We start from the raw sequence: 16,392 nt of genomic DNA on the forward strand, positions 1-16,392 counted from the left end.
CTAGTGCGTCTACCAATTCCGCCACCTGGGCATCTCAGGAAAGACATAGATTGTATATCAAGAAAATGAACCCTCGCGCAAAAGTTGCCGATATGAACGAAGAAATTTTGGGCACTGTGCAGGGCCACCGCGACGGACACGGCTTTGTCGTCCGTGACGATGGTGAGCGTGACATCTACCTTCCCCCCAATGAAATGCGAGCGGTGCTGCACAAGGACAAGGTCCAGGTGCGTATCGCCCGTCATGACCATCGCGGTCGCCCCGAAGGCCGTGTGGTGGAAATCGTGGAGCGTCCCGATCAGCCCATCATTGGCCGCTTTCTGCAGGAGAGCGGTGTGTGGCTTGTGGCCCCTGAAGACAAGCGCTACGGTCAGGATGTTCTGATTCCTTCCAACGCCACAGGCGCGGCCAAGCCGGGCCAGGTGGTGGTGGTGGAACTGACAGAGGCTCCGGCCTTGTTTGGTCAGCCTGTGGGCCGCATTACCGAAGTGCTGGGTGAGGTGGATGACCCAGGCATGGAAATCGAGATTGCGGTGCGCAAGTATGGCGTGCCGCATATCTTCTCCGACGCCTGTCTCGAGCAAGCCAGGGCGCTGCCCGAAAAAGTCCGACCCGCAGACTACAAGCACCGCATTGATCTGACCGATATTCCTCTGGTCACCATTGACGGCGAAGATGCGCGCGACTTTGACGATGCCGTGTATTGCGAGCCCGCCAAGGTGGGGCGCAGCAAGGGCTGGCGTCTGCTTGTTGCGATTGCGGATGTGAGTCACTATGTGACCACAGGCAGCGCCATTGATGTGGATGCTTACGATCGCGCCACCAGCGTGTATTTCCCGCGCCGAGTGATTCCCATGCTGCCGGAAAAGCTCAGCAACGGGCTGTGCTCCTTGAACCCCGACGTCGATCGGCTGTGCATGGTCTGCGACATGCTGATCACGGCGCAAGGTGAGATTCACGCCTATCAGTTCTACCCGGCAGTAATGCATAGCCATGCGCGCTTCACCTATACCGAGGTGGCTGCAATCCTGGCCAATACGCGCGGCCCTGAAGCAGCCAAGCGCAAGGAGCGCGTGCAGGATTTGCTGAATCTGTATGGCGTCTTCCAGTCCCTGCTCAAGGCTCGCGAGGCGCGCGGTGCCGTGGACTTTGAGACGACCGAGACGCAAATCGTCTGCGACGACAACGGACGCATCGAAAAAATCGTGCCACGCACTCGCAATGATGCGCACAAGTTGATTGAAGAAGCCATGCTGGCGGCGAATGTCTGCAGCGCAGATTTCATCGACCAAAGCGGGCAGCTTGGTCTGTTCCGCGTGCACGACAAGCCTTCGCTGGAAAAGCAGGAAATTCTGCGCAATTACCTCAAGGCCATGGGTGTGAGCATGAGCATCAGCGAAAACCCTTCGACCAAGGAGTTTCAGCAGATTGCCAATGCCACCAAGGACAGGCCTGACTCGCAGCAGATTCACACCATGCTGCTGCGCTCCATGATGCAGGCTTTCTATACGCCGGAAGGCTCGGGCCACTTCGGTCTGGCCTTTGAGGCCTATACCCACTTCACCAGCCCGATTCGTCGTTATCCGGACTTGCTGGTGCACCGCGTGATCAAGGCTGAGCTGAACGGCACACACTACAAGCTGCCCAGCCTGCCCACGCCGGGTGAAGCCGAAGCCAAGATGGCCAAGCGCCTCTCCTCGCGTGTGGTCGAGCCGGGGCAAAAGCCGCGCAAGCGCTCGGCGGCCAAGGAATTCCAGGCATGGGAGGCTGCCGGCCTGCACTGCAGCGCCAACGAGCGCCGCGCCGATGAAGCCAGTCGCGATGTGGAGGCCTGGCTCAAGTGCAAATACATGCGCGAGCATCTGGGCGAGGAGTTCGCGGGCACGGTTTCCTCGGTCACGACCTTCGGAGTCTTTGTGACGCTGGATGCCATGTATGTGGAAGGGCTGGTGCATATCACCGAGCTGGGCGGCGACTACTTCCGCTTCGACGAAGCCCGGCAGGAGTTGCGTGGCGAGCGCTCGGGTGTTCGCTATGGCATCGGCGCACGAGTGCGGGTGCAGGTCAGTCGCGTGGATCTGGACGGCCGTCGCATCGACTTCCGCCTGGTTCGTGATGGCGAGGATGGCTTGGTACAAACACCACGCAGCGGTCGTGGCCAGGCCAAGGATGAGGGGCGTGGCCGTCGCGAGTCACGTGACGAACGCAGTGCGGGCGGCTATGCCGACAAGTGGAGTCGTCGCGATGCCAAGGCCAATCGTGCGCAGCGCAATGCCGCTGCGGGGCCTGCTTCTGCACCTGAGCCCGATCGCGCCAAGCAGGGCCGAAAGGCAGCCAAGAAGGCCATGCTGAAAAGCGTGAACCTGGCCGCACTGGAGGCAGAGTACGCACAAGAGCACGCCGCGCCCAAGCCTGAGCCTGTGACGGAGTCCGTGACTGCGGTGCAGCAAGCCAAGCCTCGCAAGGCGGCAGGCAGGAAAAAGGTTGCAGCTCTGCTTGCGCCTGATGCTCCGGCCATCTCTGTTGCCAAGGCTGCGGTCAAGCCCGAATCAAAATCGGTCGCAAAGCCCGCAACCAAGGTCTCAACGAAGTCTGTGGCGAAGTCGGCTCCCAAAGCCGTAAAGGTTGCTGCCAAGCCTGCGGCAGGTACCAAGGCTGCACCGGCAAGCAAAACCAGCAAGCGCAAGACCGAGCGCTGATTGCTCTCCTATCAAGAGCTGAAAGGCCTTGCCAGATAATGGCAAGGCCTTTGTTTTTTGCAGTTTATTGATTGCCCAGACGCAGAGCCAGTGCACTGGCGCTGAATGGGAGGTTTGCTGGCCAGCAATCTGCAATGTGGCCATGGCGGAAGGCTGCCTGAGTCGCTGCCATATCGGCACTTTGACCCTGTGCCCATAGCGCTGCTATCAATCCGGCCAGCACATCGCCCGTGCCGCCCGTGGCCAGGCGGGCATTGCCGCTGGCATTGATCCAGACTTGCTGCTGTGGATTGGCCACAACCGTGCCCGAGCCCTTGAGCAGCGCCGTGCACTGAAATTTGCTGGCAAGCTGCAGGCAGGCTTGAAGGCGGTTGGCTTGTACTTGAGCGGTGCTGGTCTGCAGCAGGCGCGCGGCCTCCAGCGGGTGGGGGGTCAAGACCGTGGTCTGCTGGCGTGCAGCGCGCTGGCTCAGCTGCTGTGCCAGTGCCGGGCTGGCCGCAACGGCGTTGAGTGCGTCGGCATCCAGCACCAGTTGTGGTGCTTGTGCCAGTATGTGAGGCAACCAGGCGTGCACGGCTTCGCCGCCACCGCAGCCGCAGACCACGGTGGCCTGGCTCCAGTCCTGCGCGGCGGGTTGGCGCAACATGATTTCCGGCCAGGGCGAAGTGCCTTGCGGTGATTGCTCGTCCAGCAAGGCCAGCATGACGCGACCGGCTCCAGCGTGCAGTGCCGCCAGTGCCGCCAGCCAGGCAGCGCCCGTCATCGACAGGCCGCGCATGCCCAGGCCTTCGCCGCCGAGCACGGCCACATCGCCAAAGCTGCCTTTGTGACTGGCGTGCGGGCGTGTTCTTGAGGAGGCAAGGCCTGGGTTGCTCAGATATGCCGTGGGCTGTGCTGCAGCGACTAGGGCGGGCGAGTGCGGTACGTCGGGAGCGCTGGCAATGCCGCAGCCCAGGTCGTCCCACCAGATTTGTCCGCAGGCATCGCGGCCCTGACCGGTGAACAGGCCGGGCTGCAGGGTCAGCAAGGCAAGCGTGTGGCGTCGTTGGTCGGCGGAGATGTGGCCGGGTGCGAATTCCCTCAGATATTGACCGGTATCGGCATCGAGGCCTGAGACAACGTCTACACAGAGTACGTTGCAGGTGCAATGCTGAACCAGGGCCAGCAACTGCAGCAGGCGCTGATCGGCAGCCGAGGTCTTGCCAAAAGTGCGCGGGCTCAGTCCTATGCCCAGCAGTGCATCAACGCACAGGTCTTGTGGTCCCAGATCGACGGGGGCGTCATCGAGCCACTGCACGCCAGCCTGCAAGGCTTTGTTCCGGGAAATCTGTGCATCGGACGGAAGTTCGGCAGGTGCGCGCACTTCGCTGACCATGATTCGCGCATGGGGCAGCATGGCCCTGAGCTGAGCTGCCGCCTCAAAGCCGTCGCCGCCGTTGTTGCCAGGGCCGCAGGCAATCCAGATGCGTTGCGCGTGCGGGGCTATTGCCATTGCCAGCCTGGCGATGGCAAGGCCTGCGCGTTCCATCAGCCTGTGAGGCGGCAGGCGGTCGGCGCAAGCCTTCTCAATCTGACGTGTGGCGGCGGTGCTGAACAGCGGCCAGCCTTGACCAGCGGAAATGGAGGCGGGCGGGGTGTCGGAGGGAGAAATGCGCAGCATGGCCCGAGGATAGCCTCCGGCTGCGCATTTGTGGGTTTTGATGATTTTTGCCTTTTAATTCAATAGCCATAAGCGGTTATAGCTACGGAAATTGAAGTCAGTCGCGATTGAGCACGGCTTCGATGCCCGCGCTGATATTCAGGATGGCATCGTCGTGCAGGGCGGCATGCCAGATCATCAGGCCCATGGGGAGCTCGTTCGGGTTGTGGCACGGCAGTGACAGGGCGCAGCCGTCCAGCATATTGACCACGCTGGTATTGCGCAGCAGCAGGCCGTTGACGCGGAAAAATTCCTCGTCACGCTTGGCGTCGGCTGCGGCGTCGAAACCGTTGGTCGGGGCGACGGATGCAATCGTGGGTGCCGTGATCGGCGTGGTGGGCGAGAGCAGGGCGTCATAGCCGGCAATGGCACTCTCCATCTTGGCAATCCAGCGCTTGCGCGCGGCCAGCAGATCCAGATAGTCGGCAGCGCTCATGCTCGCGCCGCGCTCTATGCGCGAGCGTACTCGGGGGTCGTAGAGCGCGGCCTTGGCGGGGTCCTGCAGATGGCGCCGGTGCCAGGCATAGCTTTCGGTGGGCGAGAAGCCCCCGATGATGTTGACGCCGCCCAGCTCCTCCAGCTCGGGCAGGTCAATCCACTCGATCTGTGCGCCGCCGGCCTGCAGCTTGGCGATGCTGCGTTCGAAGGCGTTGCGCACGGCGGGCTCGATCTGATCGAAGAAGACGGGGCGTGGCACTGCCAGGCGCCACTGGCTCAGGCTGCGTTCGTCCTTGGTGACTTTGCGCTCGGCCAGAATCTCGTGTAGCAGCACGGCATCGCGCACGCTACGCGTAATGGCGCAGGCAGTGTCCAGTGTGGGCGAGAGTGGCACGGTTCCTTCGGTGGGAACCAGCCTGGCCGTGCTTTTGAAGCCCACTAGTCCATTGAGTGCAGCGGGAATGCGGATGGAGCCCCCGGTGTCCGAGCCCAGTGCTGCCCAGGCGGCGCCGCTGGCGACGGATACAGCTGCTCCTGACGAGGAGCCGCCCGGAATGCGGGCCGGCCATGTGGGCGCCAGCTGAGGATTGGCGGGGTGGCGGGCATCCAGCGCGGCGGGGGTGCCGAAATGCGGGTTCACGCCAACGCCGGAAAAAGCGAACTCGACCATATGGGTGCGGCCAATGATGGCCGCGCCTGCCGCGCGCAGGCGGGCAACGGCCGTGGCGTCTGCTCGGGCGAGGGGCGCATCCTGCAGCACCAGGGAGCTGGCGGCACTGCGCGCGCCTTGTGTGTCGAACAGATCCTTGACCGAGATGGCCAGGCCAGCCAGGGGTGTAGTGGGTGGCGTTTCTGCAGCAGCCCAGCGTGCCTCGTCAAAGAAAGTCTGGCTGAAAACGTTGGCGCACAAGGGGCTTTGCGCGGCAGCAATGCTCATTTGCATGAGGTTTGCAGCGCTTTGGCGGCCTTCGCGGATCTCAAGAGCGACGTGACTGAGGTCGAGTTGCATGGCAGTGTGCTAAAATTTTGCGGCTTTGCTAAGGGTTAGTCCGTGAGGATTGACTTGAAAAGCTCTGAAAGTGGTTGATGCGATGGCTTTTTGTGTGTTGCAGCAATTGCTTTTAAGTCGGCAAGGCAAATAGCAAACCGGCCTATTCAAGGTGTTGCGCTCGCTTTTTTTCAAGGCGGCTGCAATCGTTGGGCCGGATTTTAGACCCAACCTTTGAGGTAATTAACATGGCAGTAACAATGCGCGAGATGCTGGAAGCCGGCGTCCACTTCGGTCACCAAACTCGTTTCTGGAATCCCAAGATGGCTCCGTTCATCTTCGGTGCCCGCAACAAGATCCACATCATCAACCTGGAAAAGTCCCTGCCGATGTTCCAGGAAGCCCAGAAGTTCGCCAAGCAGCTGACTGCTAACGGCGGCACCATCCTGATGGTGGGTACAAAGCGTCAAGCCCGTGAGCTGGTGGCTGAAGAAGCCAAGCGCGCTGGCGTGCCCTTCGTTGACCAGCGCTGGCTGGGCGGCATGCTGACCAACTTCAAGACTGTCAAGACCTCCATCAAGCGTCTGAAGGACATGAAGGCTCAGCAAGAAGCCGGTCTGGAATCCATGTCCAAGAAGGAACAGCTGATGTTCGTTCGCGAACTGGAAAAGCTGGAAAAGGACATCGGCGGCATTCAGGACATGAACGGTCTGCCCGACGCCATTTTCGTGATCGACGTGGGCTTCCACAAGATCGCTATCGCTGAAGCCAAGAAGCTGGGCATTCCTCTGATCGGCGTGGTTGACACCAACCACAACCCCGATGGCATCGACTACGTGATCCCTGGTAACGACGACTCCGCCAAGGCTGTGCAGCTGTACGCCCAAGGCATTGCCGACGCAATCCTGGAAGGCCGTGAAGCTCGTCTGAACGACGTGGTGAAGGCCGCTGCCGGTGAGAACGGCGACGAGTTCGTGGAAGTGGAAGAATCCGCCGCCTAAGCGAAGTCCGGCTGCGCGACCGCATCGCGAGAAAAAGCGGGGCTCTAGGTAGCCCCGTTTTTTTAGCCGGAATCCTGTAACGAATCGAACTGATACTGGAGAAATACGATGGCAATTACTGCAAGCATGGTCGCCGAACTGCGCGCCAAGACCGACGCCCCCATGATGGAATGCAAGAAGGCTCTGACCGAAGCTGATGGCGATATGGCCAAGGCTGAAGAGCTGCTGCGCGTCAAGCTGGGTACCAAGGCTGGCAAGGCCGCTTCCCGCGTGACTGCTGAAGGCGTTGTGGCTGCTTTCATCGACGGCGGCAAGGGCGGCCTGATCGAAGTGAACAGCGAAACCGACTTCGTGTCCAAGAACGACAGCTTCCTGGCCATGGCCAATGCCGCTGCCAAGCTGGTCGCCGAGCATAATCCCGCTGACCTGGACGCTCTGGGCGCTCTGGCCTACGAACAAGACGGCTACGGCCCCACTCTGGAAGACGTGCGCAAGGGTCTGATCGGCAAGATCGGCGAAAACATGTCCTTCCGTCGCTTCAAGGCTTTCAGCGGCGCTGGCCTGGCTGCCTACGTGCACGGCACCCGCATTGGCGTGGTGGTCGAGTTCGACGGCGACGCTGCTGCTGCCAAGGACGTGGCAATGCACGTGGCCGCCATGAAGCCCGTGGCTCTGACTTCCGCTGACGTGCCTGCTGACCTGATCGCCAAGGAACGCGCTGTGGCCGAAGGCAAGGCAGCCGAATCCGGCAAGCCTGCCGACATCGTTTCCAAGATGGTGGAAGGCTCCGTGCAGAAGTACCTGAAGGAAGTGTCCCTGGCCGACCAGGTCTTCGTGAAGGCTGCTGACGGCAAGCAAACCGTGGCTCAGATGCTCAAGGCTGCCAACACCAATGTGAAGGCGTTCACGATGTATGTCGTGGGTGAAGGCATTGAGAAGAAGACTGATGACTTCGCCGCTGAAGTGGCTGCCCAGGTGGCAGCAGCCAAGGCTGGTGCTTAAACCTAAGCCTTAGCAACAATCGCGGCCTAGAGCCGCGATTGATTTATTCCCCTCCCGTTTTCATACTCATTCAACTTCCATCGGAGAAACACCATGTCCAACGCCATTCCAGCCCACAAGCGCATCTTGCTCAAGCTGTCGGGGGAGGCGTTAATGGGAGATGACCAGTTCGGCATCAACCGTGCAACCATCGAGCGCATGGTGGCTGAGATCGTGGAAGTGACCAAGGTGGGTGTGCAGGTTGCCGTGGTGATCGGCGGCGGCAACATCTTCCGCGGCGTGGCGGGCGGCTCGGTCGGCATGGACCGTGCGACTGCCGACTATATGGGCATGCTGGCCACGGTGATGAATGCCCTGGCTCTGGCTGATGCCATGGACAAGCAGGGCCTGACGGCGCGCGTGATGTCGGCCATCGGTATCGAGCAGGTGGTCGAGCCCTATGTGCGCCCCAAGGCGCTGCAGTACCTGGAAGAGGGCAAGGTCGTGGTGTTCGCTGCCGGTACGGGCAATCCCTTCTTCACCACCGACACGGCCGCTGCGCTGCGTGGTGCTGAAATTGGCGCCGAAGTCGTGCTCAAGGCCACCAAGGTGGATGGCGTGTACACGGCTGACCCGGTCAAGGATCCTTCGGCCACACGCTACGACAAGCTGGCTTTCGATGAGGCCATCTCGCGCAATCTGGGCATCATGGATGCCACGGCTTTCGCGCTGTGCCGCGACCAGAAGCTGCCGATTCGCGTGTTCTCCATCGTCAAGCCCGGCGCACTCAAGCGCGTGGTCATGGGTGAAGACGAAGGCACTCTGGTGTACGCTTGAGCGTTTTGCCGCCACATGCCCGCAAAGGAACAAGAACATGACGATCGCTGAAATCAAAAAGAACACCGAAACCAAGATGGGTCAGTCCATCGAGGCTCTGAAGAACAATCTGGCTCGCGTGCGTACCGGCCGTGCGAATCCCGCGCTGCTGGATGCCATTCATGTCGAGTACTACGGCTCCATGGTGCCTCTGTCCCAGGTGGCCAATGTGTCTTTGCTGGATTCCCGCACCATCAGCGTGCAGCCCTGGGAAAAGAACATGGCCGCCAAGGTGGAAAAGGCCATTCGCGAGAGCGATCTGGGCCTGAATCCCGCTTCCATGGGCGACCTGATCCGCGTGCCCATGCCTCCCATGAGCGAAGAGCGCCGCAAGGAAATGACCAAGCTGGCGCGCAACGAAGGCGAGAACGCCAAGATTGCCGTTCGCAACCTGCGTCGCGATGCCAATGAAGGCGTGAAGAAGCTGGTCAAGGACAAGGAAGCCTCTGAAGACGATCAGAAGCGCTCCGAAGCCGAAATCCAGAAGATCACCGACAAGCATATTGCCGAGGTCGATACGCTGGTGGCGGCCAAGGAACAGGACATCATGGCGGTCTGAGTCTTTCCAAAGGACTTGCACTTTTGACATCCAAGAAAAACGGCGCGGTTCCGCGCCATATCGCCGTCATCATGGACGGTAACGGGCGGTGGGCCAAGCGCCGTCTGCTTCCACGTCTTGCCGGTCACAAGCAGGGGGTGGAGTCCCTGCGCCGCTGCGCTCGCGCTTGCGTCGAGCGTGGCGTGCAGGTGCTCACTGTGTTTGCGTTTTCCTCCGAGAACTGGAACCGGCCTCAGGAAGAGGTCTCGGGCCTCATGAGCCTGCTGGCCAATGCTCTGGCCAAGGAAGTCGCTCAACTCAGCCGCGACGGCGTGCGCCTGTACTTTGTCGGCGACCGTCAGGGGCTGAGCGACAAGGTTCGGGAGGGCTTGGCAGAGGCCGAGCGCATCACCGCTCATAACACGCGTCTGGTTCTCAACGTCTGCTTCAACTACGGTGGCCGCTGGGATATAGCCCAGGCTGCACAGAAGCTGGTGGCCCAGGGGCTGGAGTTGACTCCCGATAATCTGGACAGGGCCATGGCTTTGGCCCATGTGCCGGATCCGGATCTCATGATCCGCACCGGTGGCGAGACCCGCATCAGCAATTTCCTGCTCTGGCAGGCTGCTTATACAGAGCTTTTTTTCAGCAATGCCCTGTGGCCTGATTTCGATGAGGCGGCTCTTGACGAGGCCATTGCCGTGTTTGGCGGTCGTGAGCGCCGCTTCGGCCAGACTTCCGAGCAGATTCAACCATCATCCACCGTCACCTTGACGGTTTAACCATAAGAGGTGCCATGCTCAAGCAGCGCGTCATTACCGCCTTGATTTTGCTGGCCATTTTGCTGCCGGCACTGTTTTATACGGCCAGCACCGTGCCCTTTGCCGCACTGATGCTGTTGTTCATGGCGGCTGGTGCCTGGGAGTGGGGGCGACTCAATGGTTTTGGACAGGCAGGCTCACTGGGCCTGGGTGCTGTCTGTACGGCGCTGTGCGCCGGCTCCTGGTGGGCCGGCTGGGTGGATCAGCCTCTGCACACGGTGTGGCTGATTGCAGGTTCCCTCTGGGTGCTGGGGGGCGTTTTGCTGCTGCGCGCTGGCGTGGCGGGCTGGCCGCATATTCCGGCTGCCGTTCGTCTGGTCGGCGGCGTGCTGGCATTGTGGCTGGCCTGGCTGGCCGTGGTGCAGGCGCGCAATATCGGCATCAACTTCCTGCTGTCGGTGCTGGTGCTGGTCTGGGTGGCTGATGTCTTCGCCTATTTTGCAGGCCGCACTTTCGGCCTGAAATTCACCAGGAACAAGCTTGCTCCTTCCATCAGTCCCGGCAAGAGCTGGGAAGGTGTCTGGGGCGGCATGCTGGGGGTGATTGTGCTGGCTCTGGTCTGGAGCTGGGCAGATCGTCACTACGGCGCCGGTGTTCCCAGTTTCTATTCGGTGCTGCAGTCGCGCGGACTTTGGTTCCTGCTGCTGGCTGCGGTGTTTATGGCTGCGATGAGTGTGGTGGGCGACCTGGTCGAATCCCTCATCAAGCGCAGCGTCGGTGTCAAGGACAGCAGCGGCTTGCTGCCCGGCCATGGTGGTGTCCTGGATCGCATTGATGCCCTCCTGCCCACACTGCCGTTGGCGATGATGCTCTCATCCTTTGTGCATCCATGAAGCAGAAAATCACGGTTCTGGGTTCTACCGGTTCCATCGGAACCAATACCCTGGATGTGGTGGCGCGCCACCCTGAACAATACGAAATCTTCGCGCTGAGTGCAGCCACGCAGGTGGATCTGATGCTCAGGCAATGCGCGCAGTTCAAGCCACAGTTCGCTGTGATGGCCAGTGCGCCTCATGCTCGTCAACTGGCTGAGGCAATCAAGCAAAACGGGCTTCAGACACAGGTTCTCCAGGAGCGGGATGCTCTTGAAGTGATTGCGTCGCACCCTGATGTGGATGCCGTCATGGGGGCGATTGTCGGAGCGGCCGGTCTGGCGCCCTGTCTGGCGGCCGCCAGGGCCGGCAAGCGTCTGCTGCTGGCCAACAAGGAGGCTCTGGTGGTGGGCGGCGCGCTGTTCATGGACACGGTCAAGCGCCATGGTGCCACCTTGCTGCCCATCGACAGCGAGCACTCGGCCATCTTCCAGTGCCTGCCCGAAGACAGTAGCACCTGGGCTGATCGCGTTGACTCCTTGCTGTTGACGGCATCGGGCGGTCCGTTCCGCCAGCGCGATCCGGCGACACTGTCCGAAATCACGCCCGAGCAGGCTTGCTCGCATCCCAATTTTTCCATGGGACGCAAGATCTCGGTGGACTCGGCCACCATGATGAACAAGGCGCTGGAGGTGATCGAGGCGCGCTGGCTGTTCGATATGGCGCCCGAGAAAATCAAGGTGGTGATCCATCCCCAGCAGATCGTGCATTCCATGGTGCAGTTCAAGGATGCTTCCGTTCTCGCCCAGCTGGGAACGCCCGATATGCGTGTGCCGATTGCCTGTGGTCTGGCCTGGCCCGAGCGCATCGAGAGCGGCGCACCTGTGCTGGATTTCGCCAAGCTGGCGGCGCTGACCTTCGAGGAGGCGGATGCGCATCGCTTTCCGGGCCTGCATCTGTCCTGGCAGGCGCTGCGCGCGCCCGAGGGTACGACCACGGTGCTCAACGCAGCGAACGAAGTGGCTGTCGCCGCATTCCTGGAGCGTCGCCTGTCGTTTGACCGCATTCATGCCGTCAATCTGCAGACGCTGGAATCCGTGCAACCCGGTGTCGTTGGCAGTCTGGATGAGTTGATGGCGCTCGATGAGCGAGCGCGCGAGCGTGCGGCTGACATAGCTAGGCAGTGGGCGCGCTGATCTGGCGTCGAGTTTGGTGGCTTGAGGGCTTGCGGTTGAACTTGCGGCCTGCTGCGCACTCCAAGCATTGATTGGCATTAAGGAGTTTCAGGTGTTGCTGACGGTTGTGGCTTTCATCGTGGCGCTCGGCGTTCTGATTGCGGTGCATGAGTGGGGCCACTATCGCGTTGCCGTGGCCTGTGGCGTCAAGGTGCTGCGTTACTCCGTGGGCTTTGGCAAGCCGCTGTTGCGCTGGGTCGGCAAGAAGTCGGGCACCGAATATGTGATTGCGGCGCTGCCTCTGGGCGGCTATGTGCGCATGCTTGACGAACGTGAGGGTGAGGTCAGACCCGAGGAAAAACATCTGGCCTTCAACAATCAGCCCTTGCGCTCACGTGCAGCGATTGTTGCTGCGGGACCGGTGGCCAATCTGGTGCTGGCTGTGGCGCTGCTGGCGGTGGTCAACTGGGTGGGTGCCAACGAGCCGGCAGCCCGGCTTGCGGCTCCTCCGGAAGGCACGTTGCTGCATCAGGCCGGTATTCAAAGTGGCGACTGGGTGCAGCGTGCCTCTGTGGGTGGCAAGGAATGGCAGCCTGTGCGTGCCTTGGGTGATTTGCGCTGGCTGGTGACGACAGCTGCCATTGAAGGTGAAACCTTGCAGCTGGAGGTGGCGGCGCAAGAGCACGGGGTGGCGCGTGTCGTGCCACTCGATCTCGCTTCTTTGCAACAAAAGGAACCGGATGCAGCTTTCTTTGACAAGGTCGGGCTGCAGGGTGCCTGGAGTCGTCCGGTCATAGAAGAGGTTGTTGCGGGTGGCCCTGCAGAAAAGGCGGGTCTGCAAAAAGGCGATGTGCTGCTCAGCATCGATGGCCAGGCAGTTCAGGATGGCGCTCAGGCGCGTGCCGCGATTCGTGCCTCGGGTGCATCGGGTCGAGTCGAGCCGCAGGCCTGGGCGGTGGAGCGTGCGGGCCGGCGTCTGAACCTGCGAGTGCAGCCGGAAATAGTACCTGGCAAGGATGGACAAGCTGCAACTGCACGTGTGAACGCCTTTATTGGCAGCCAGCCCGAGATGGTGCTGGTGCGCCATGGCTTTCTGGATGGCTTGAGCGCCGGTGTGCACAAGACCTGGGAGCTGTCCTCCATGACGCTGCGCATGATGGGGCGCATGCTGATCGGTCAGGCCTCGCTCAAGAATATAAGCGGTCCTTTGACGATCGCAGACTATGCAGGCAAGTCCGCCAGCATGGGGCTGGTGCAATACCTGTCGTTCCTCGCGCTGATCAGCATCAGCCTGGGCGTTCTCAACCTGCTACCATTGCCCGTTCTGGATGGTGGGCACCTGATGTATTATCTTTGGGAAGGTTTGACGGGGCGCAGTGTCTCTGATGTCTGGGCTGAAAGACTGCAGCGTGCAGGCGTCGCAGTCATATTGCTGATGATGTCAGTCGCCTTTTTCAACGATATCAACCGGCTCTGGGGCTAATTTTTACCGCTACGGTAGGCCGCATTCGCGGCGATTTCCACTCATGAAAAAACATTTCAATCGCTTGGGCGTGCGCTCTGCAACTGCCCTGGCTGCTATGGTTTTAGCTGCGCAAGCGGCATGGGCATTGGAGCCCTTCAAAGTTCAAGATATCCGCGTCGAGGGTTTGCAGCGAGTGGAGCCCGGTACGGTGTTCGCCTCCATGCCTTTGCGCGTGGGCGATGACTACAACGACGAAAAGGGCGCGGCTGCCATTCGTTCGTTGTTTGCTCTGGGTCTGTTCAAGGACGTGCGCCTCGAAGCGAATGGCAATGTGCTGGTGGTGGTTGTGGAAGAGCGCCCAACCATTGCCGAGGTGAACTTTGCCGGCACCAAGGAGTTCGACAAGGACACTTTGCTCAAGGCCATGCGTGACGTGGGCCTGGCCGATGGCCGCCCTTTCGACAAGGCACTGGCTGATCGCGCCGAGCAAGAACTCAAGCGCCAGTACATCAACCGCAGTCTGTATGGCGCTGAAGTGGTGACCACGGTGACGCCTATCGAGCGCAACCGAGTGAACCTGACCTTCACCGTCTCCGAAGGTGAGCCGGCCAAGATCAACGAAATCCACATTGTGGGCAACAAGGCCTTCAAGGAATCGACGCTCAAGGACCTGTTCGACCAGGACACGGGCAACTGGATGAGCTGGTACACCAAGTCTGACCGCTACGCTCGCAACAAGCTCAATGCCGATCTGGAGTCTCTGCGCTCCTACTATCTGCAGCGAGGCTATCTGGAGTTCCGTGTGGAGTCCACCCAGGTCGCCATCTCTCCGGACAAGCAAAGCATCGGTCTGACCGTGAATATTCACGAAGGCAATCAGTATGTGGTCTCTGGCGTGAAGCTCGAAGGCAACTACCTGGACCGTGACGACGAGTTCAAATCGCTGGTCAAGATCAAGCCAGGTGAGCCCTATAACGCCGATCAGGTTTCCGAGACCGTCAAGGCTTTTACCGACTATTACAGCAATTTCGGTTTTGCCTTCGCCAAGGTGGAGGCCGTGCCCGAAATCGATCGCGCCAACAATCGTGTGGCCATCGTGTTGCAAGCACAGCCTTCGCGTCGCGCCTACGTCCGTCGCATCAGTGTCAGCGGCAACAACAAGACCCGCGACGAAGTGATTCGTCGCGAGTTCCGTCAGTTCGAAGCCTCCTGGTATGACGGCCAGAAGATCAAGCTGTCGCGCGACCGTGTGGATCGTCTGGGCTTCTTTACCCAGGTCGACATTGAGACCCAGGAAGTGCCCGGCTCTCCCGATCAGGTCGATCTGATGATCAATGTGGTTGAGAAGCCCACAGGCTCGATCCAGCTGGGCGCAGGTTTTTCCAGCGCTGAAAAGGTCTCGCTGTCCTTCGGCATCAAGCAGGAAAACGTGTTCGGCTCGGGCAACTACCTGGGTCTGGATATCAACACCAGCAAGTACAACCGCACCATGGTGGTGTCGACAACCAATCCATACTTCACGGATACCGGTATCTCGCGCACCTATGACCTGTACTACCGCACCATCCGTCCCTACTATGACGATGGCGCCTACAAGATCATCACCAAGGGTGCCAGCGTGCGCTTCGGTGTGCCCTTCAGCGAAGTGGACACCATCTTCTTCGGTGCCGGTGTTGAAGGCAATGAGATCAAGCCTGGCACCTATATGCCGGCGGTCTATAACGAGTATTGCGGTGGTCTGTCTGGCCAGAACATAGGCTGCTCCAAGACCGGTATCCCTCTGACTCTGGGATGGTCTCGTGATAACCGCGACAGTGCACTGGCGCCCAATGCCGGTCGCTATCAGCGTGTGAATCTGGAAGCCTCGTTCATGAGCGATATGCGCTATGCGAAGGCCAACTACCAGATTCAGCAATATATTCCGTTGAACAAGAAGTACACGATTGCCCTGAACGGCGAGCTGGGCTGGGGCAAGGGCCTGGGCGGCAATCCCTATCCCATCTTCAAGAATTTCTACTCTGGTGGCCTGGGTTCGGTGCGTGGTTTTGAGCAGGGCTCTCTGGGGCGTCGTGACACGGTGAATACCAATCTGGCCTTGGGCGGTACGCGCAAGCTGACCTTGAATGGCGAATTCATGGTCCCGTTCCCAGGTGCCGGTAATGACAGAACACTGCGTCTGTTCGGCTTTGTGGACGTGGGTAATGTGTGGGCGGAAGGTGAAAGCATGGATCTGGGAACCTTGCGTGCTTCCACCGGTGTCGGTATTAGTTGGATTTCGCCGCTGGGTCCTCTGCGTTTGGCGTATGCTCAGCCAATCCGTAAGGAAACCGGCGATAGAATCCAGAAACTGCAATTCCAAATCGGAACATCTTTCTAATGAAATCTCTCTCTAGCCATCTTTCTTTGGCTGTGCTGCTTGGCGCCATGGCCGTCTCTGCGCATGCACAGGAATTCAAGGCCGGTTTTGTGAACACGGATCGTATCTTCCGTGAGGCATCCGCTGCCAAGGCTGCCCAAGCCAAGCTTGAGCAGGAGTTTTCTAAGCGTGAAAAGGATTTGGTCGATCAGGGCAATTCCTTGAAGAGCGCCTCGGACAAGTTCGAGCGTGAAGCTACCACCATGTCCGAGAGCCAGCGTGCTTCGCGCCAGCGTCAGCTGGTGGATCAGGATCGTGAATTCCAGCGCAAGCGCCGTGAATTTCAGGAAGATCTGAACGCACGCAAGAACGAAGAACTGGCCACCGTGCTGGATCGTGCGAACAAGGTTGTCAAGCAAGTGGCCGAGACTGAAAAGTACGACGTCATCCTGCAAGAAGCCGTGTATATCAACCCCAAGTTCGATATCACCGACAAGGTCATCAAGGCCCTGAACGGCACAAAGTAATCCCAAGGATACTTTT

13 protein-coding genes are annotated in these 16,392 nt (G+C 60.1%); 11 read left to right on the top strand and 2 right to left on the bottom strand.

Annotated features, from left to right (window positions below; translation table 11 throughout):
- Positions 1-65 precede the first annotated feature (65 nt).
- Positions 66-2,699 carry a ribonuclease R gene (rnr, locus tag AAIL67_RS22160; RefSeq protein WP_343484933.1) on the top strand — a complete coding sequence of 878 codons (2,634 nt, stop codon included), beginning with the start codon at positions 66-68 and terminating at the stop codon, positions 2,697-2,699.
- Between the two features lie 64 nt (positions 2,700-2,763).
- Here the strand turns inward: rnr and AAIL67_RS22165 are convergent, their stop codons facing one another.
- Positions 2,764-4,359 carry an NAD(P)H-hydrate dehydratase gene (locus AAIL67_RS22165; RefSeq protein ID WP_343484934.1) on the bottom strand — a complete coding sequence of 532 codons (1,596 nt, stop codon included), beginning with the start codon at positions 4,357-4,359 and terminating at the stop codon, positions 2,764-2,766.
- Between the two features lie 97 nt (positions 4,360-4,456).
- A complete protein-coding gene (locus AAIL67_RS22170; RefSeq protein ID WP_343484935.1) occupies positions 4,457-5,845 on the bottom strand; it encodes an amidase in 1,389 nt (462 codons plus the stop codon).
- A 227-nt stretch (positions 5,846-6,072) separates the two neighbouring features.
- On the opposite strand from AAIL67_RS22170, the gene rpsB reads away from it, so the two are divergent.
- The 10 genes from rpsB to AAIL67_RS22220 all read left to right on the top strand — a co-directional run bounded on the left by rpsB (position 6,073) and on the right by AAIL67_RS22220 (position 16,376).
- Positions 6,073-6,825, top strand: coding sequence for a 30S ribosomal protein S2 (rpsB, locus tag AAIL67_RS22175; protein WP_003067383.1), 753 nt, complete (start codon positions 6,073-6,075; stop codon positions 6,823-6,825).
- 108 nt (positions 6,826-6,933) lie between these two features.
- Complete coding sequence (tsf, locus tag AAIL67_RS22180) at positions 6,934-7,827, top strand: translation elongation factor Ts (RefSeq protein WP_003067381.1); 894 nt, start codon at positions 6,934-6,936, stop codon at positions 7,825-7,827.
- Positions 7,828-7,920: 93 nt separating this feature from the next.
- Positions 7,921-8,643: a UMP kinase gene (pyrH, locus tag AAIL67_RS22185; RefSeq protein WP_003053409.1), complete on the top strand. Its 723-nt coding sequence runs from the start codon at positions 7,921-7,923 to the stop codon at positions 8,641-8,643.
- Between the two features lie 37 nt (positions 8,644-8,680).
- Positions 8,681-9,241 carry a ribosome recycling factor gene (gene frr / locus AAIL67_RS22190; RefSeq protein WP_003067379.1) on the top strand — a complete coding sequence of 187 codons (561 nt, stop codon included), beginning with the start codon at positions 8,681-8,683 and terminating at the stop codon, positions 9,239-9,241.
- Between the two features lie 23 nt (positions 9,242-9,264).
- A complete protein-coding gene (gene uppS / locus AAIL67_RS22195; protein ID WP_343484937.1) occupies positions 9,265-10,002 on the top strand; it encodes a polyprenyl diphosphate synthase in 738 nt (245 codons plus the stop codon).
- Between the two features lie 14 nt (positions 10,003-10,016).
- Positions 10,017-10,874 (top strand): phosphatidate cytidylyltransferase, encoded by an 858-nt coding sequence (locus AAIL67_RS22200; protein ID WP_045840058.1) that lies wholly within the window; start codon positions 10,017-10,019, stop codon positions 10,872-10,874.
- Positions 10,871-12,049 (top strand): 1-deoxy-D-xylulose-5-phosphate reductoisomerase, encoded by a 1,179-nt coding sequence (gene ispC / locus AAIL67_RS22205; protein ID WP_034392692.1) that lies wholly within the window; start codon positions 10,871-10,873, stop codon positions 12,047-12,049. Before AAIL67_RS22200 ends, ispC begins: the two co-directional genes overlap by 4 nt.
- 91 nt (positions 12,050-12,140) lie before the next feature.
- Entirely contained in the window at positions 12,141-13,511 is a 1,371-nt protein-coding gene (gene rseP / locus AAIL67_RS22210) for an RIP metalloprotease RseP (protein ID WP_343484938.1), read from the top strand.
- Positions 13,512-13,554: 43 nt separating this feature from the next.
- Positions 13,555-15,870, top strand: a complete 2,316-nt coding sequence (gene bamA, locus AAIL67_RS22215) for an outer membrane protein assembly factor BamA (RefSeq protein ID WP_034379342.1) — start codon at positions 13,555-13,557, stop codon at positions 15,868-15,870.
- Positions 15,870-16,376: an OmpH family outer membrane protein gene (locus AAIL67_RS22220; protein WP_034358744.1), complete on the top strand. Its 507-nt coding sequence runs from the start codon at positions 15,870-15,872 to the stop codon at positions 16,374-16,376. The genes bamA and AAIL67_RS22220 overlap by 1 nt, the downstream gene beginning before the upstream one ends.
- Positions 16,377-16,392: the final 16 nt, after the last annotated feature.

Source organism: Comamonas sp. A7-5, from assembly GCF_039581385.1.
In the GTDB taxonomy this organism is placed as follows: Bacteria; Pseudomonadota; Gammaproteobacteria; order Burkholderiales; family Burkholderiaceae_C; genus Comamonas; species Comamonas thiooxydans.

Excerpts from the sequence above, each read along its gene's own strand:
- rnr (WP_343484933.1), top strand. The coding sequence starts at position 66 with ATGAACCCTCGCGCAAAAGTTGCCGATATGAACGAAGAAATTTTGGGC.
- AAIL67_RS22165 (WP_343484934.1), bottom strand. The coding sequence starts at position 4,359 with ATGCTGCGCATTTCTCCCTCCGACACCCCGCCCGCCTCCATTTCCGCT.
- AAIL67_RS22170 (WP_343484935.1), bottom strand. The coding sequence starts at position 5,845 with ATGCAACTCGACCTCAGTCACGTCGCTCTTGAGATCCGCGAAGGCCGC.
- rpsB (WP_003067383.1), top strand. The coding sequence starts at position 6,073 with ATGGCAGTAACAATGCGCGAGATGCTGGAAGCCGGCGTCCACTTCGGT.
- tsf (WP_003067381.1), top strand. The coding sequence starts at position 6,934 with ATGGCAATTACTGCAAGCATGGTCGCCGAACTGCGCGCCAAGACCGAC.
- pyrH (WP_003053409.1), top strand. The coding sequence starts at position 7,921 with ATGTCCAACGCCATTCCAGCCCACAAGCGCATCTTGCTCAAGCTGTCG.
- frr (WP_003067379.1), top strand. The coding sequence starts at position 8,681 with ATGACGATCGCTGAAATCAAAAAGAACACCGAAACCAAGATGGGTCAG.
- AAIL67_RS22200 (WP_045840058.1), top strand. The coding sequence starts at position 10,017 with ATGCTCAAGCAGCGCGTCATTACCGCCTTGATTTTGCTGGCCATTTTG.
- ispC (WP_034392692.1), top strand. The coding sequence starts at position 10,871 with ATGAAGCAGAAAATCACGGTTCTGGGTTCTACCGGTTCCATCGGAACC.
- bamA (WP_034379342.1), top strand. The coding sequence starts at position 13,555 with ATGAAAAAACATTTCAATCGCTTGGGCGTGCGCTCTGCAACTGCCCTG.
- AAIL67_RS22220 (WP_034358744.1), top strand. The coding sequence starts at position 15,870 with ATGAAATCTCTCTCTAGCCATCTTTCTTTGGCTGTGCTGCTTGGCGCC.